Origin of the sequence: Erwinia sp. QL-Z3 (assembly GCF_004551645.1) — a bacterium.
Lineage (GTDB): Bacteria > Pseudomonadota > Gammaproteobacteria > Enterobacterales > Enterobacteriaceae > Erwinia > Erwinia billingiae.
The window spans coordinates 770,361-787,615 of record NZ_CP037950.1 but is presented as its reverse complement, the minus strand read 5'-3'; the positions used below and the strand labels follow the sequence as shown (position 1 = coordinate 787,615).

Genomic DNA, 17,255 nt, shown 5'->3' with positions numbered 1-17,255 from the left:
GACGAAAACCCTCTCCCGCGGCGGGGAGAGGGTGAACCGGTTAGCGACGAACGGCGATCGCTTCGATTTCGATTTTCACATCTTTTGGCAGACGGGCCACTTCCACGCAAGAACGCGCCGGGAAGCTGGCCTGATGCTCGGTGAAAAACGCTTCATACGCGGCATTCACCGTCGCGAAGTCATTCAGATCCTTAACGAACACCGTGGTTTTAACGATGTCACCGACTTTCAGACCGGCGGCTTCGACGATCGCCTTCACGTTTTCCAGCGACTGGCGTGCCTGAGCGGTCACGTCGTCGGCCACGGTGCCGGTTTTAGGATCGACCGGGATCTGGCCAGAAGTGATGATCATGCTACCCAGATCGACGCCCTGCACGTAAGGACCGATAGCGGCGGGTGCGTTTTCAGTGCTGATTTCGCGAGACATACTTTCTCCCTGATAATGAGATGCTGCGTTAGCGGAGCAACGGCGGTCGCTCCGGCCGGGTTTGGCGTTCACCCGCGGCCCATTATAGGCCGCTGGATGCTGATTACCAGTTTGCCAGCACCACGTGGTGGGCGAACGACTTCTCGCAATATTTGCAGGTTAAGCGCACGTCATCCTGACGTTTTTTCACCGCGAAGCTGGAGGTGACCGGCTCGCTGCGGCTGATACAGTTGCTATTCGGGCAGGTCAGCACGTGCTCGATACGATCCGGCAGCGCCGGCGCAATTTTGCCGACCACTTCATAATTATCGATGCGGTTAACCGTAGCGTGCGGGGCATAGACCGCCAGCTGGTTGATCTGATCGTCGGTCAGGAAGGTGTTCTCAATCTTGATCAAATCTTTGCGGCCCATCTCGCCAGACGGCAGGTTCAGACCGATGGTAATGCGCTGATCGGTTTCGGTCAGGCGGAACAGCGACAGCAGCTTAAAGCCAATCTGTGCCGGAATGTGGTCGATTACCGTGCCGCGTTTAATCGCTTCGACCTGCAGTTTATTATCGTGCGTCATCTCAATTCCCCTTACAGAGCCAGTTCGCTACTCAGCACCAGCGCCAGAAGCGCCTGCCGTGCATAGATGCCATTTCCCGCCTGCTGGAAGTACCAGGCATACGGCGTTTTGTCGACATCGGTGGTGATCTCGTCGATGCGCGGCAGCGGGTGCAGCACTTTCATATTGTCGCGGGCACCGGCGAGGTCAGCCGCACGCAGTACAAACTGCGCTTTGACGTTGGCGTATTCGGACGGGTCCAGACGCTCTTTCTGCACGCGGGTCATATACAGAATGTCGACCTGCGGCACCACTTCTTCAATGCTGTCGTGGCGGCTCCAGACAATGCCTTTTTCGTCCAGCACATCGGTGATGTAAGCCGGCATCGCCAGCGCATCCGGGGCGATAAAGTAGAAACGGTTGCCGTCGAACTTCGCCAGCGCCTGTGCCAGTGAGTGCACGGTACGGCCATATTTCAGATCGCCGACCATTGCCACCTTCAGGTTGTTCAGACGGCCCTGGGTTTCCTGAATGGTGAACAGGTCCAGCAGGGTCTGCGTCGGGTGCTGATTTGCGCCGTCACCGGCATTCAGGATCGGCACCCCGTTGGAGAATTCCGTTGCCAGGCGCGCGGCACCTTCCTGCGGATGGCGCATCACAATCGCATCGACGTAGGTGCCAATCACCGAAATGGTGTCGGCGAGGGTTTCGCCTTTCTTGCCCAGTGAGGTGTTGCTGCCATCGGCGAAGCCGACCACCGACGCGCCCAGGCGGTGCATGGCGGTCTCGAAGGAGAGGCGCGTACGGGTGGAGGCTTCAAAGAAGCAGCTCGCTACCACGATATGCTTCAGCAGTTCCGGCTGCGGCGTGGCCTTCAGGCTGGCGGCGGTGTGCAGCACCAGCTCCAGCTCTTCACGATTGAGGTCGTTAATTGAAATGATATGCTTGTGAAACAACGGGTTTGCCATTATCTCTCTCCTTTACGCGTGCCGGTTAGCTGAAAAACGGGCAAAAAAAAGCCCCTCAATGAGGGGCTTCTTTTTATGATCGGTGGTGCCATGGAAGGAAAAACGGCGCTGCCAGCCTGGGTTCAGGCTTGTCAGTCCAGCAATGTTAACGCGACTCAGTTTCATGCTTCCTCCCGGCAAACGGGGGGCATTATACGCAATCGGCACGCTGCGGCAAGCAAAAACCACAGCGCCGAAACCGTTTGCCCCTTGCAACTTAATGCAGTTTTGCCAGCGTCGCGACCATCACCGCCTTAATGGTGTGCAGACGGTTTTCCGCCTGATCGAACACCACGCTGTGCGCGGATTCAAACACGTCGTTGGTCACTTCCATGCCGCCCTGCAGATTGTATTGCTCGGCCATCTGCTGGCCCAGCGTGGTCTGGTCGTCGTGGAAAGCTGGCAGGCAGTGCAGGAACTTCACTTTTGGGTTGCCGGTCAGCGCCAGCATCTCATTGTTGACCTGGTATTTGCGCAGCAGCGCGATACGTTCCTGCCACACTTCTTTCGGTTCGCCCATCGACACCCAGACATCAGTGTAGATGAAATCTGCGCCGTTCACGCCTTCCGCAATATCTTCGGTCAGGGTGATTTTGCCGCCGGTTTTCTCTGCCGCCTTACGGCACTCGGCGACCAGCGCCTCATCCGGCCAGCAGCCTTTTGGTGCCACCAGACGCAAATCCAGCCCGACCAGCGCGGCGGCTTCCATCAGGGTATTGCCCATATTGTTATGCGCGTCGCCGACATAGGCGAGGGCCATCTGGCTGAAGGCTTTCTCCGGCAGGTGCTCTTCCATGGTCAGCAGGTCTGCCAGCAGCTGGGTCGGGTGGAACTCGTTGGTCAGGCCGTTCCACACCGGCACGCCGGCATGTTCCGCCAGCGACTCGACCAGCGCCTGGCCGTGACCGCGATACTGAATACCGTCATACATCCGGCCCAGCACGCGCGCCGTGTCTTTCATCGATTCTTTATGGCCGATCTGGCTGCCACTCGGGCCGAGGTAGGTGACGTTTGCGCCCTGATCGTAAGCGGCAACTTCGAAAGAGCATCGTGTACGGGTCGAGTCTTTTTCGAAGATGAGCGCAATATTTTTGCCTTTCAGGTGCTGAATTTCCTCGCCATTTTTCTTATCGGTTTTCAGCGTGGACGCCAGCGCCAGTAATCCGGTCAGTTCAGCGGGGGTAAAATCCAGCAGCCTGAGAAAATGGCGTTTATATAAATGACTCATAAAGCACTCCAGGTGACAATTATTGAATTAAAATTCAATTTAACCGTATGAATATGCATTTTCAACCCCGGCGTGCAGAAACTTTTGTTTAAAGGTAGTGGCGGGAACGGCACTGTGGGAAAATACTCATTATAGATGCCACACACAGAGGAACGGATCATGGCAAATGAAGCCTTGCTGGAAGAGCAGCGTGAAGAAACGCGGCTGATTATTGAAGAGCTGTTAGACGATGGCAGCGACCCGGACGCGCTTTACACCATCGAACACCACCTCTCTTGCGACAGTTTTGACGCGCTGGAAAAAGCGGCGGTTGAAGCCTTTAAGCTGGGTTACGAAGTGACCGAGCCAGAAGAGCTGGAACTGGAAGATGGCAGCAAAGTGATGTGCTGCGATATTCTGAGCGAAGGCGCGCTGAATGCCGAACTGATTGATACGCAGGTTGAACAGCTGGTCGATCTGGCGGCGAAGTTCAACGTTGATTACGATGGCTGGGGCACCTACTTCGAAGATCCTGATGCGCAGGACGAAGATGAAGAAGGCGACGAAGCCGATGAAGAAGATGACGGCATCCGTCACTGATTCAGCTTAAGCGTTACCAGGCCCGGACATTGCTCCGGGCCTGTTTATTTCTGACCGGGCAGAATTGCGCTGCCATCGACTTTTATGAAGGGAACGCCGGTTCACCTTCACCACTTTTCGGACCCGCATGAACACTGAACACCTCCTTGCTCCCATTCACGCTTTTTTGCATTGCCGCACGCCGCAGGCATGGATTGAGCAGGCCCGTAAGCCGGAGAACCTGCCGCTGCTGCTCACCGACCATCTGGTGTGCGAACTGAAAGCGGCGCAGACCGCCATGTGGCTGATCCGCCGATATGTCGCGGACAAAGAGAGCGGCGATGCGCTGCTGGCCTGGCTGAAGCCATGGGAGCAGTTTGTCCATTGCGAGAACGCTGACCTGGCGTTTCTCGAGCAGCATAAAACCTTATCGAAGACGGTGATCAGCCGCGTCGACGCGAAATATGGCGATGTGCTGGTGGATAAAATGGTGCTGCTGATCAAAGAGGAGCTGCACCACTTTTATCAGGTGCTGGAGATCATGCAGGCGCGCAATATTCCCTATGTGAAAATCACCGCCAGCCGCTATGCCAAAGGCCTGCTGCGGGAAATCACCAATCATGAACCGCAGACGCTGGTGGATAAGCTGATTTGTGGTGCCTACATTGAAGCGCGTTCCTGCGAACGGTTCGCCAGCCTGGCGCCGCATCTGGATGACGAGCTGGCGTCGTTTTACGTGTCGTTATTGCGCTCAGAAGCCCGGCACTATCAGGATTATCTGGCGCTGGCAGCCGAGATATCGAAAACCGATATCAGTGCGCGCGTGCAGATCATTGGCGAGACGGAAGCGAAGTTGATCCAGGAACCGGACAGCCAGCTGCGATTCCACAGTGGATTGCCGGATTTCGGCTAGCCGAAGAGAAAGTTGAGTCAGGAAGGGATCAGGACGGAAGGGGAGTTCCGTCCGGTTCAGATCACAGCGTTTTTAGCATGGTGACTTCGCAGTCAACGTGGCCGGTGCAGCCCATCGGGCCTGGGATATGTTCAAAGCCCAGATGCTCATACAGACGCACGGCACGCGTCAGTGAAGCGGTGGTTTCAAGGTAGCAACGTTTGAAGCCGCGCTCGCGCGCAAAGTCCATCGCCTGCATCGCCAGCTCGCGTGCCAGCCCCAAACCGCGCACCGCAGGCATAAAGTACATCTTCTGCAGTTCGCAAACCCCTTCCTCGCTGCACTGCAGCGGCGCTACGCCACCGCCGCCAACAATCTTACCTTCCAGCTCAATTACCCAGTAGGCGCTGTCAGGCTCGCTGTAGAGCTCAAAGAGATGGTCGAGGTTCGGGTCCGCCACGGTGAAGCCTTTATCGGCCGTCAGGCCAAACTCGGCGGAGACATCGCGGATGACCTGCGCAATCTGCGGGTTATCGTCCAGCGTGATGGGACGCACGTGTAAATTGAGCTGCGTTGCAGTTGTCATAAGACTCACTCGTTTAACCATGCCAAAAAAGCCGGGCAAGCCCGGCTCTGATCGGTGGGCAACGGGCTGGACGCCCGTTGCACTTTACAGTGCGGCAATCACCGCCTGCTGTTCAATCAGTTTCGCTTTAGCCTGTTCAAAGTCGGCAATGCGCTCACGCTCTTTTGCCACAACGGCTTCAGGGGCGCGGGACACAAAACCTTCATTCGACAGTTTGCTCTCAATCTTACCGATTTCCACATCCAGCTTGGTGACTTCCTTCGCCAGACGCTCCAGCTCAGCGGTCTTGTCGACCAGGTCAGCCATTGGGATCAGCAGCTCGGCACCGTCGATGATCTTGGTGACCGACACCGGCCCTTTGTCATCGGCGGCCAGACAGGTGATGCTGTCCAGACGTGCCAGCGTTTTCAGGAAGCTGTGGTTGTCGGTAACGCGCTGCACCACAGCCGGGCTTGCGCCACGCAGCAGTACATCGAGCTTTTTAGAAGGAGACAGGTTCATTTCCGCCCGAATATTACGGATGGCAACGATAGCCTGCTTCAGCCACTCGGTGTCGTTCAGTGCGGCTTCATCAACCTTCGCGGTATCGAAAGCGGGCATCGGCTGCAACATGATGGTGTCGTCGCTGATGTTTTTCAGCACTTTCACGCGCTGCCAGATGGTTTCAGTGATAAACGGAATGATTGGGTGCGCCAGGCGCAGCAACGCTTCCAGCACGTTCACCAGCGTATTACGCGTACCGCGCAACTGGACTTCCGTTCCGCCGGTCATTACCGGTTTCGCCAGCTCCAGGTACCAGTCACAGAACTGGTTCCAGGTGAATTCATACAGAATGTTGGCGGCGATATCGAAGCGATAGTTATCCAGCGCGTCGCGGTAAGCTTTCACCGTCTGGTTGAATTCAGCGATGATCCAGCGATCGGCCAGAGACAGCTCCATTTCGCCGCCGTTGAAGCCACAATCCTGATCTTCGGTGTTCATCAGCACAAAGCGGCTGGCGTTCCACAGCTTGTTACAGAAGTTGCGGTAGCCTTCCAGGCGCTTCATATCCCAGTTGATGTCACGGCCGGTTGAGGCCAGTGCCGCCAGGGTGAAACGCAGGGCATCGGTGCCGTGAGGCTCAATGCCGTTCGGGAACTGCTTCTCGGTGCGCTTGCGGATTTTCTCGGCCAGCTGCGGCTGCATCATGTTGCCGGTACGTTTCTCCAGCAGGTCTTCCAGCGAAATGCCGTCAACCATATCCAGCGGATCGATGACGTTGCCTTTCGACTTGGACATCTTCTGGCCTTCGTCGTCACGGATCAGGCCGGTCATATAGACCGTCTTAAACGGAACCTGCGGCTTGCCATCTTCATCTTTGATGAAGTGCATGGTCAGCATGATCATGCGGGCGATCCAGAAGAAGATGATGTCGAAGCCGCTAACCAGCACGCTGGTCGGGTGGAAGGTGCGCAGCGCTTCGGTGTTCTCAGGCCAGCCAAGGGTGGAGAAGGTCCACAGGCCGGAAGAGAACCAGGTGTCCAGCACGTCTTCATCCTGGTTCAGCGCCACTTCGGCACCCAGGCTGTTTTCGCTACGCACTTCTTCTTCGGTGCGACCGACGTAGACGTTGCCTTCCGCATCATACCAGGCCGGGATACGGTGACCCCACCACAGCTGACGGGAAATACACCAGTCCTGAATATCGCGCAGCCACGAGAAGTACATGTTTTCGTACTGCTTAGGCACGAACTGGATATCGCCTTGCTCAACCGCTTCAACCGCGACTTTCGCCAGCGGTGCAGTACGCACGTACCACTGATCGGTCAGCATCGGTTCGATAACTACGCCGCCACGGTCGCCGTAAGGCACGGTCAGATCGTGAGGCTTCACCTCTTCCAGCAGGCCCAGCGCGTCGACCGCAGCAACGATCGCTTTACGCGCCGCGAAACGTTCCAGGTTCTGGAATTCTGCCGGGATAGCCGCGCTGTAAACGTCAGATTCTTCGCCGTTGCAGTCATACACCTGCGCCAGCTCACGGATATCGCCATCAAAGGTCAGGATGTTGATCATCGGCAACTGGTGACGACGGCCAACTTCATAGTCATTGAAGTCGTGCGCCGGGGTGATTTTCACGCAGCCGGTGCCTTTTTCCATGTCCGCATGCTCATCGCCAACGATGGGGATGCGACGATTTACAAACGGCAGCACGATAAATTTGCCGATCAGATCTTTGTAGCGCGGATCTTCCGGGTTAACGGCAACGCCGGTGTCGCCCAGCACCGTCTCAGGACGGGTGGTGGCAACCACCAGGTAATCTTTGCCATCGGCGGTTTTCGCGCCGTCGGCCAGCGGATAGCGGATATGCCACATCGAGCCTTTCGACTCGCGGTTTTCCACTTCCAGGTCAGAAATTGCGGTGCGCAGTTTTGGATCCCAGTTGACCAGGCGCTTGCCACGGTAAATCAGGTTCTCTTTGTACAGGCGCACGAACACTTCTTTTACCGCGTCAGACAGGCCATCGTCCATGGTGAAGCGCTCACGCTCCCAGTCCACAGAGTTACCCAGGCGGCGCATCTGGCGGGTGATGGTGCCGCCTGATTCTGCTTTCCATTCCCAGATTTTTTCGATGAACGCATCGCGACCGTAGTCTTTGCGCGTTTTGCCTTCTTCAGCGGCGATTTTGCGCTCGACAACCATCTGCGTGGCGATACCGGCATGGTCCGTACCTGCCTGCCACAGGGTATTTTTACCCTGCATGCGCTGGTAGCGGATCATGGTATCCATGATGGTTTGCTGGAACGCGTGACCCATATGCAAGCTACCGGTGACGTTCGGCGGCGGGATCATGATGCAGAAGCTCTCCTGGCGGGTATCGCCATGAGGTTTAAAGTAGCCCTGCTGTTCCCAGTGCTCGTAAAGCGGCTGTTCGATATCTTGCGGGTTATATGTCTTTTCCATTTCTACTATGTCGTTGGCGGCACGGGCGGCGTTGCCGTATTCAAGTGGAATCCAACGCTGCGATACGCTTTATAGCGGTCGCGCGCCAGCTGTTTCAAAGATTCTTCATAAGGGACGAAGTCTACCACTTCATGGAAAGCGGTGGCAAAATCTGCAAAGTGCGGCAGCAGGCTGATCAGCAGGTCACGCGGAGAATTTCCCCGACGTTGCGGCCAGGCGAGTTCGACCGGTGCACCGTATTTTGGCCCTTCGCCCGCCAGATTGTGCGGCACAAAGGCGCTGGCTGGACGTTGCCATAAGGCTTCGTCCAGCCGGATGGCCTGCGCTTCATCCTCGCAGGCAACCAACACGCGTTTTCCCTCGCGCCAGCGCGCTTCTGCTATATCGCAGACCAGCGCCTCAAGGGCGCTGATCCCGTCAACCGGGGTGTCGGTTTCCAGCAGATAGAAGGTTGCGTTTTTCATCAGATTTTAATCGTCGCCGTTCAGGCCTGCGCGGTTAAGCAGGAACTGAGAGAGCAGGGCAACCGGACGTCCGGTTGCGCCTTTGGCTTTACCGGAGCGCCATGCGGTTCCGGCGATGTCCAGGTGCGCCCAGTTGTATTTACGGGCAAAGCGCGCCAGGAAGCAGGCTGCGGTAATCGCGCCGCCAGGACGGCCACCAATGTTTGCCATATCAGCAAAGTTGGAGTCCAGCTGCTCCTGATATTCGTCGGCCATCGGCAGACGCCACGCGCGGTCACCCGCCTGTTCGGACGCGCCGATCAGCTCGTGCGCCAGCGGATTGTGGTTCGACAGCAGACCGCTGACGTGGTGGCCCAGCGCAATCACGCAGGCACCGGTCAGGGTGGCGATATCAATTACCACGTCGGGATCGAAACGTTCGACGTAGGTCAGCGCATCGCACAGCACCAGACGGCCTTCAGCATCGGTGTTAAGCACTTCAACGGTCTGACCGGACATGGTGGTCAGCACGTCGCCAGGACGGTAAGCCCGGCCACCCGGCATGTTCTCACAGCCGGCCAGCACGCCGACCACGTTCAGCGGCAGATTCAGCTCGGCCACCATCCGCATCACGCCATACACCGACGCCGCGCCGCACATGTCGTACTTCATCTCATCCATGGCTTCGCCAGGCTTGAGCGAGATACCGCCGGAGTCAAAGGTCACGCCTTTACCGACCAGCACGATAGGCTTGCTGTCCGGATCCGGGTTGCCTTTGTACTCAATGACCGACATCAGCGATTCATTCTGCGAGCCCTGGCCCACGGCCAGATAGGCGTTCATGCCCAGCTCTTTCATCTGCTGCTCGCCAATAACGCGCGTAGTGATGTTTTTGCTGTAGGCATCCGCGAGCTGACGCGCCTGGGACGCCAGGTAAGCCGCGTTACAGATGTTCGGTGGCATATTGCCGAGGTCTTTTGCCGCTTTCACGCCAGCCGCGACGGCCAGACCGTGCTGAATGGCGCGTTCGCCGCTGGTCAGTTCACGGCGCGTTGGCACGTTGAACACCATCTTACGCAGCGGACGACGCGGTTCGGTTTTATTGCTTTTCAGCTGATCGAAGCTGTAAAGCGTCTCTTTCGAGGTTTCAATCGCCTGACGCACTTTCCAGTAGGTATTGCGGCCCTTAACGTGCAGCTCGGTCAGGAAGCACACCGCTTCCATTGAGCCGGTATCGTTCAGGGTGTTGATTGTTTTCTGAATAACCTGCTTGTACTGACGTTCATCGAGCTCGCGCTCTTTGCCGCAGCCAATCAGTAAAATGCGCTCAGAGAGAATATTCGGCACATGATGCAGCAACAAAGTCTGACCGACTTTGCCTTCCAGTTCGCCACGGCGGAGCAGAGCACTGATGTAGCCATCACTGATTTTATCCAGCTGTTCAGCAATCGGTGACAACCTGCGCGGTTCAAACACGCCAACCACGATACAGGCACTGCGTTGTTTTTCCGGGCTACCGCTTTTTACACTGAACTCCATGCACTCTCCTGAATCTTAAAGACAACGGCGCTTGCTGCGGCTAGAATGTAGCGCTTTCGTCAAGCTCGGTGCCAGGCATTACGCCGTTAAAGTAACGGGCGTCAGATTTAGTTTTGGTGATGATTAGTCCCAATTATTTTGGGTTACATCATTTTTTTGCATCACCAGAACGCGATTGTTGTCATACTAGTTTAGCTATGACGGAGGCCATTGATGAGAAAAAATGGCGTATAAGCGATGAAACTAGCGATTTTCCTGCAAAAAGACAAGTTTTCACAGGCGTACTCAGCGTGATCATCATTAGATATCTGGTAAGGGAAACACTCAAAAGCCAGCTGGCTATCCTCTTCATCCTGCTACTGATCTTCTTTTGTCAGAAGTTAGTCAGGATTTTAGGTGCAGCGGTGGACGGTGAGATCCCAACAAATTTAGTCCTGACATTATTAGGCCTTGGCGTGCCCGAAATGGCGCAGCTTATCCTGCCACTGAGCCTGTTTTTAGCCATTTTGATGACGCTTGGCCGGTTATACACCGAAAGCGAAATCACGGTGATGCACGCCTGCGGCTTGAGTAAAGCCGTACTGGTGAAGGCAGCGATGGTGCTGATGCTGTTCACCGCCATTGTTGCGGCGGTCAACGTTGCCTGGCTCGGGCCCTGGTCTTCGCGCTATCAAAGCGAAGTGACACAAAATGCTAAAGCTAACCCTGGCGCTGCTGCGCTGGCGGCGGGCCAGTTCCAGCAGTCTGGAGATGGTCAGTCGGTGATGTTCATTGAGAACGTTAAGGGCAACAACTTTGGCAACGTGTTCCTGGCGCAGCTGCGGCCGAAAGGCAACGCGCGTCCGTCGGTGGTGCTGGCGGATAAAGGCCATATGACCCAGGGGCCGGACGGTTCTCAGATTGTGACCCTTGATAAGGGCACGCGCTTTGAGGGCACGGCGATGCTGCGCGACTTCCGCATTACGGATTTCGAGAACTATCAGGCGATCGTGGGGCACCAGGACGTGGTGCTGGATCCGAACGATGCCGAGCAGATGGATTTCAAAACCCTTGCACAGTCCGACAAGCCGGAGTTCAGAAGCGAGTTCCACTGGCGTCTGACGCTGGTGTTCTCGGTGCTGGTGATGGCGCTGATGGTGGTGCCGCTCAGCGTGGTCAACCCACGTCAGGGCCGCGTGCTGTCGATGCTGCCTGCCATGCTGCTGTACCTAATCTTCTTCCTGCTGCAGAGCTCCCTGCGCTCCAGCGGACAAAAGGCCCGCCTCGATCCGGCCTTGTGGAGGTGGGTGGTGAACCTGTCTTATCTGGGGCTGGCCGTGTTGCTTAACGTGTGGGATACGGTGCCGATGCGGCGTTTCCGTGCCCGCTTTAGCAAGGGAGGAGCCTACTGATGTTTGGCGTACTCGACAGATATATCGGTAAAACCATCTTCAACACCATCATGGCAACGCTGTTTATGCTGGTGTCGCTGTCCGGCATCATCAAGTTTGTCGATCAGCTGCGCAAAACGGGCCAGGGCGAATACACCGCGCTGGGTGCCGGTTTGTACACCGTGCTGAGCGTGCCGAAAGATATCGAAATCTTCTTCCCGATGGCGGCGCTGTTAGGCGCGTTGTTGGGACTGGGCACGCTGGCGCAGCGCAGTGAGCTGGTGGTGATGCAGGCGTCGGGCTTCACCCGTATGCAGATTGCCGCCTCGGTAATGAAAACCGCCATTCCGCTGGTGCTGTTGACCATGGCCATCGGCGAGTTTGTTGCGCCGCAGGGCGAGCAGATGGCGCGTAACTACCGTGCTCAACAGCTGGTGGGCGGCTCGTTGCTGTCGACGCAAAATGGTCTGTGGGCGAAAGATGGCGATAACTTTATCTTTATCGAACAGATCAAAGATAACAGCGAACTCAGCGGCATCAGCATCTACAGCTTCAACAAAGAGCGTCGTCTGGAGACCGTGCGTTATGCGGCGTCGGCCAAGTACAACGTGGATAAAAAACGTTGGGACCTGGCGGAAGTGGATCAGTCGAATCTGACCGATCCAAAACAGGTGACCGGTAGCCAGACGCTGAGCGGCGAATGGAAAACCACCTTAACGCCTGACAAGCTGGGCGTGGTGGCGCTGGATCCGGATGCGCTGTCGATCAGCGGCCTCTACAACTACGTGAAGTACCTGAAGCAGAGTGGCCAGGTGTCCAGCCGTTATCAGCTGAATATGTGGAGTAAAATCTTCCAGCCGTTGTCGGTGGCGGTGATGATGCTGATGGCGCTGTCGTTTATCTTTGGTCCGCTGCGCAGCGTATCGATGGGGATGCGCGTAGTCACCGGGATCAGCTTCGGCTTTATCTTCTACGTGCTTGACCAGATTTTCGGTCCGCTAAGCCTGGTTTACAACATTCCGCCGATTATGGGCGCCCTGTTGCCAAGCGGTGCGTTCTTCGCGATCAGCGTCTATATGTTGCTGAAGCGGCGATAACCGCAGCCCGGTTGTTAAAAGCTGACCTGACAGCAAAAAGATCCCGCCAACTGGCGGGGTCTTTGTTTTTACAGAAGCGATCAGAAGTGGTAATTGATGCCTGCGATGCCGCTGTAGTCGGTGCGGAAGGTGCCACCCATGCTGCTTCTGGCTTTCCCTTCCAGCGACCAGTTATCGGCAATCTTGCCTTCGGCACCCATATGCACACGGTAGCGGTTATCCGATAACGCGCCGAATTTGCGTTGCTGCTGGCTGTCTGACAGCGTCAGGCTGGAACCGGCTTTGCCCGGCGAATACTGATATTCAACCCCCGCCGTTAACATCACATCCGGATTCGTCTTCCACAGGCCACGCTTCTTCACTTCCAGCCCGGCGGTAGCGATATAAGGCGTGCTGGCGCTGAGGCTAACCTGCGCACTGTCGCTCTTCAGGCTGAAGCCAGACAGGCTGCCGCCACTCAGGCCTACATACGGCGAGATAAACAGCGAGCCGCGCTCGGCAGTGAACTGATAGCCGCTTTTAACGCTGCCGGCCAGGATATGGCTTCTCGCTTTACCGTGGTGAATATCCAGCACCGGATCGAAGGTCAGATCCTGACTGAGGTGCATATAGCGCACCGCGGCATCAACAAACCAGCCAGCCGGAGACGACCAGGAGTAGTCAGCGCCCACGCTCGCCATTCGGTGAGTTTCCTGCCCGTTACCCTTGGTGGTGCCTTGGGTGTAGCCGGCATTAAATCCGAACATCGTCTGCCCCAGCACGCTGTCCCAGCCGAGGTTCAGAGACTGCTGATTCACCATGAATCCTTCGAAGCTGCCCTTGTTCTGCTCAATCGACACCCATTCACCGCTTTTTTGCGGCGCATTGCGCAGCAGCGAGGCGCGTCCATGCAGCTGGCTTATTGCTTCGCTGTAGACATACTGGCGGGAAGCCAGCAACGCACGGGTATCGCGGATCAACGGCTTGTTATCCTCGACGGTAAACCAGCTGGCAGGCTTGCCGGGAGTCGGGTCGGCAGGTGCTTCGGGTTCAGCCGCTTCTTCTGGGGTTTCTGCATCAGCAGACGCTTCAGGTTCGGCTGGGGTTTCAGGAACCACTGGCGCTTCAGGTTCTGCCGGTGTTTCGGCTTCAGATGGTGCGTCAGGTTCAACCGAGGTTTCAGGTTCTGAAGGTGTTACGGGGTCCGCAGATGCTTCAGGTTCTGAAGGTGTTGCGGGATCCGCAGATGCTTCAGGTTCGGCTGGGGTTTCAGGAACCACTGGTGTTTCAGGTTCAGCAGGCGCTTCAGATTCTGCCGGTGTTTCGGCTTCTGCTGGTACGTCAGGTTCAACCGAGGTTTCAGGTTCTGAAGGTGTTACCGGATTGACTGGCGTTTCAGGTTCAACCGGAGTTATCGGAACCACTGGTGTTTCAGGTTCAGCAGGCGTTTCAGGTTCCGCTGGTGTTACCGGCACCACTGGTGTTTCAGGTTCAACCGGAGTTACCGGAACCACTGGCGTTTCAGATTCAGCAGGCGTTTCAGGTTCAACTGGAATCACTGGTGTTACAGGTTCAACCGGAGCTACCGGAACCACAGGCACTTCAGGTTCAACCGGTGTTTCAACCTCATCAACCCCTTCCGGCTCTGCCACGGCGTTATGCGCCAGCATCCATTGCACGCGGTTATCTTTGTCGACCACCTGATAGTCCGGTGTATACAGGCTGAAGCCGCGGGCAACTGAGGGAACGGTAAAGTAATCATGCGCCGTGCCGGCTGGGGCATCCAGCAACACAATGTCATTCAACAACCTCACCGGTTCTGCCGAATCGGCCAGCACGCTGATATCCAGAATGTTATTACTGCCCGTTGCGGCATCCTCAATGGTCACTTTGTCGCCCTGCTCGGTGGCAGGCGAAGCCGCGAGGCTAATCGTCAGCCCGTTGGCATCCAGCGATGCCAGATTAAAGAGGGTTGGCGACCAGGCCACGCCATCCGCAGCCAGCAGAGAAATAGTGGAGCCGGAGGCGGCTTTCAAAGACCCAATGCGGCTGTTGCCGCTCAACTGCCAGAACGCGCCGCTGTCCATAGTCATATTGCTGCTGGTGGCCGCCGCAATCGTTCCCTGATAGTTCACTTTACCGAGCGTCAGCAGGCTGTTTTCGCCCAGCGTGATATCGCCAGTGACGGTGCTGGCAGCCAGCGCAGCCAGTTCAGTCGCGCTGCGCAGTGGCTGGCTGCAGGTGGAGATGTCGGCATTGATCACCGCATAACAGCGCCAGACACGGTCCGCCTCAGATGAGCTGGCGTTATAGCCCAGCATTACTTTAGATGAGTCGTCCGCAGCGATATTCGCCTCAACCTGGGCATACTCGCCGACCTGCAACGTGCTGTCTTTGCTAACGGAAATAAGGTCGGCGCTGAAGCGGGAGGTTGTCCAGTCGTCATTAACCACCAGGCCGGCCGCATGAGGAACCGGCTGGCCCGAGAGCAGGACGGTACCCTGCGAGACGTTCAGATTTCCCTTCAGATCCATGCCGCCAGTGAACGCGGTTACGGCAGAGGAGCCGGGTACACTGACATTGACGTTCAACTCGCCTTGCTGGTCGCCACCGCCACCCAGAAAGCCGCGAAAAACCATCTGGTTCATCTGTAACAGCCGGCTTTCGATCAGGGCGTCGCCATCGGTACCTAAATAGATCCAGGTATCGGTGCTGGTTTTATCGGTCGGGAAATACCAGTAGGACGTCTTGTTAAGCTGGAAATATTCGGTGTCTTTGGTGTAAGGGTTGTTGTAAACATAGAGCGACCCGATGGTTCCGGTGTGATTGCTTCCGTTGAACCGGTAAAAAGGCACGTCATCACGGCTGTAACCGGTCAGAGTGATCGAGGCCGGGCTGGCGGAATGATGGTTCACCACCGTGGCACCGCTGTCGGTATGATTGATGTTTTTGAACGTCAGGCTGTTGCCGTTAAGGTCGAGCGTGCCGCCGCGATAACCGAAGAAGATATTATCTGCCGCCACCTGATCGGCATCCTTCAGAATCACCGTCGGGCGTCCGCTGACGAGGGTCACCGAGGAGAACGCCTGCTTGTTGCCCTCTGCGTCCGCCTGTTGATCGAGCACCACCGTACCGTCGCCGGTATTCAGGCTGCCGCCATTGCTCCCGCTGGCATTGACGTACAGCGTACCTGCACCAATTTTATGCAGGGCATCACCGGCCAGCCCGTTAACCTGCCAGCGCACGGTTTTACCGGTATCAACCTCAACACCGCCGCCAACCCAACTGCTGTTTGCGCCATCGGCCGATTTAACGAAGTAGTCACTGGAAAATTGCAGCTTTCCTGCGCCGAGGTTGACCGCCTGATCCAGCACCAGCGTGCCGCCGTCACCGTTAAAGCGCAGATCTTTGGACGCATCCAGCTCCTCGTTTGTGGCGTTGGCGGGTAACGCGGCGTCGACACCATGCCATGACCAGCTGTTGCTTCCCTGGGTGATGCTATCTGAGCCCCAGTGCAGCGTGCCATCTGCACTGCTGTCGGTAACATCCGCATCGGTATTGTTGGCGATGATTTGTTGAACAAACGCATCCTGGATATAGATTGAATTGGTGTTCAGGCCGTAGGGATAGCGGCCTGATATCGTTGCGGTGACGGCGGCGAGTTTCCAGATTTTCTCAACGTTGTCATAAACCAGCACCGGACTGCCGCTGTCGCCAGTCTGCGCACCAATATCCAGCGGCGTGACGCGGGCATCCGTCGGCGCATAGGTGGTCCAGGAGAGAGAATCGCTGGAGAAGCTGGGATTAAGAATCGTGCCGCCGGTGCGGTAAGTGTACGCATCGGCCAACTTAACGACGGTTTGAGTGTCGGCATCGACCTGTTTCTGGACGCCGGTACCGACACGGACGTACCAGGTGTAGCGGCTGGTATCTGTTAATTCTGTGCCGGTGACATAGGGAATTGTCGCGGTATCCGTCACCACTTTGTTTAAGCGTGGGACATGAAAATCCAGCGAGCTCATTTCATTACGGTTAATTAATTTATAGCTGGCGCCGTATTTGGCACCATTACCAAAACTTACCGTTTTATAGCCACCGTTATGTTGTACGCCGGCCACATAGGAAGGGGAAATTAATGTCGCGTAACCCTGGGAAGCGGAGACCCCAAAATCTGGCATAGGGAAATTCAACGTCCCCGCAAGCAGGCCATCGGTGGTGTAGACATTAACGTCGGTATTGCCCACAGCATACTTGCCGAGGTTTTCGCCAAAATCACGATAGTCTTGGAGATCAACATCCTGTCTCATGATGCCTGCATAAGACGTTACGCACGCGAACAGTGTGCAGTAACACGCAGCGGTCCTTTTTCTCACGATAATATTCCTTCGCATTTATTTTATTTTGCATTGCGCATTAGCAATGAGTTATCTCGCCTTATTTTTTAAACAATTTACGAACACATTAATCGGGTATTAAAAATGATAATAATTGGATTGTAAACGCACTAATGAATAATGATTGATCTGCGATAGTATTCAACCGTCTGAATACCCGCAGTAATGATGAGATATCTTATTAGGAGGGTGTTAAATTTTCGCTCAGAAAAGTATGAGGATTTTATTAAAATACGCTTAAAAATAAT

General features: G+C 56.0%; 14 protein-coding genes. 4 read left to right on the top strand and 10 right to left on the bottom strand.

The features are described from left to right. Positions 1-40: 40 nt before the first annotated feature. The 5 genes from ridA to argF all read right to left on the bottom strand — a co-directional run bounded on the left by ridA (position 41) and on the right by argF (position 3,209). On the bottom strand, positions 41-427 hold the full coding sequence (gene ridA, locus E2F51_RS04205) for a 2-iminobutanoate/2-iminopropanoate deaminase (protein ID WP_013203991.1): 387 nt from the start codon (positions 425-427) through the stop codon (positions 41-43). A 103-nt stretch (positions 428-530) separates the two neighbouring features. Next, entirely contained in the window at positions 531-995 is a 465-nt protein-coding gene (gene pyrI, locus E2F51_RS04200) for an aspartate carbamoyltransferase regulatory subunit (protein ID WP_013203990.1), read from the bottom strand. 11 nt (positions 996-1,006) lie between these two features. Beyond that, complete coding sequence (gene pyrB / locus E2F51_RS04195) at positions 1,007-1,942, bottom strand: aspartate carbamoyltransferase (protein WP_013203989.1); 936 nt, start codon at positions 1,940-1,942, stop codon at positions 1,007-1,009. 12 nt (positions 1,943-1,954) lie between these two features. After that, positions 1,955-2,107 carry a hypothetical protein gene (locus tag E2F51_RS23790; RefSeq protein WP_167738382.1) on the bottom strand — a complete coding sequence of 51 codons (153 nt, stop codon included), beginning with the start codon at positions 2,105-2,107 and terminating at the stop codon, positions 1,955-1,957. A gap of 91 nt (positions 2,108-2,198) precedes the next feature. Next, on the bottom strand, positions 2,199-3,209 hold the full coding sequence (gene argF, locus E2F51_RS04190; RefSeq protein ID WP_106381990.1) for an ornithine carbamoyltransferase: 1,011 nt from the start codon (positions 3,207-3,209) through the stop codon (positions 2,199-2,201). Positions 3,210-3,368: 159 nt separating this feature from the next. On the opposite strand from argF, the gene rraB reads away from it, so the two are divergent. Beyond that, positions 3,369-3,788, top strand: coding sequence for a ribonuclease E inhibitor RraB (rraB, locus tag E2F51_RS04185; RefSeq protein WP_013203986.1), 420 nt, complete (start codon positions 3,369-3,371; stop codon positions 3,786-3,788). A gap of 127 nt (positions 3,789-3,915) precedes the next feature. Beyond that, a complete protein-coding gene (gene miaE, locus E2F51_RS04180; RefSeq protein WP_013203985.1) occupies positions 3,916-4,680 on the top strand; it encodes a tRNA isopentenyl-2-thiomethyl-A-37 hydroxylase MiaE in 765 nt (254 codons plus the stop codon). A 61-nt stretch (positions 4,681-4,741) separates the two neighbouring features. Here the strand turns inward: miaE and E2F51_RS04175 are convergent, their stop codons facing one another. The 4 genes from E2F51_RS04175 to pepA all read right to left on the bottom strand — a co-directional run bounded on the left by E2F51_RS04175 (position 4,742) and on the right by pepA (position 10,167). Then, on the bottom strand, positions 4,742-5,245 hold the full coding sequence (locus tag E2F51_RS04175) for a GNAT family N-acetyltransferase (RefSeq protein ID WP_013203984.1): 504 nt from the start codon (positions 5,243-5,245) through the stop codon (positions 4,742-4,744). An 84-nt stretch (positions 5,246-5,329) separates the two neighbouring features. Further along, a complete protein-coding gene (locus tag E2F51_RS04170) occupies positions 5,330-8,185 on the bottom strand; it encodes a valine--tRNA ligase (protein WP_134822840.1) in 2,856 nt (951 codons plus the stop codon). A gap of 5 nt (positions 8,186-8,190) precedes the next feature. After that, positions 8,191-8,649, bottom strand: a complete 459-nt coding sequence (locus E2F51_RS04165) for a DNA polymerase III subunit chi (protein ID WP_013203982.1) — start codon at positions 8,647-8,649, stop codon at positions 8,191-8,193. A 6-nt stretch (positions 8,650-8,655) separates the two neighbouring features. Then, a complete protein-coding gene (gene pepA / locus E2F51_RS04160; protein WP_013203981.1) occupies positions 8,656-10,167 on the bottom strand; it encodes a leucyl aminopeptidase in 1,512 nt (503 codons plus the stop codon). Between the two features lie 290 nt (positions 10,168-10,457). Between pepA and lptF the strand changes: the two genes are divergently transcribed. Next, positions 10,458-11,558 (top strand): LPS export ABC transporter permease LptF, encoded by a 1,101-nt coding sequence (gene lptF / locus E2F51_RS04155; RefSeq protein WP_134822839.1) that lies wholly within the window; start codon positions 10,458-10,460, stop codon positions 11,556-11,558. Further along, complete coding sequence (gene lptG, locus E2F51_RS04150; protein WP_013203979.1) at positions 11,558-12,634, top strand: LPS export ABC transporter permease LptG; 1,077 nt, start codon at positions 11,558-11,560, stop codon at positions 12,632-12,634. The genes lptF and lptG overlap by 1 nt, the downstream gene beginning before the upstream one ends. An 80-nt stretch (positions 12,635-12,714) precedes the next feature. Here lptG and E2F51_RS04145 read toward each other — a convergent pair whose 3' ends face one another. Beyond that, complete coding sequence (locus E2F51_RS04145) at positions 12,715-17,004, bottom strand: S6 family peptidase (RefSeq protein ID WP_134822838.1); 4,290 nt, start codon at positions 17,002-17,004, stop codon at positions 12,715-12,717. Positions 17,005-17,255 lie beyond the last annotated feature (251 nt).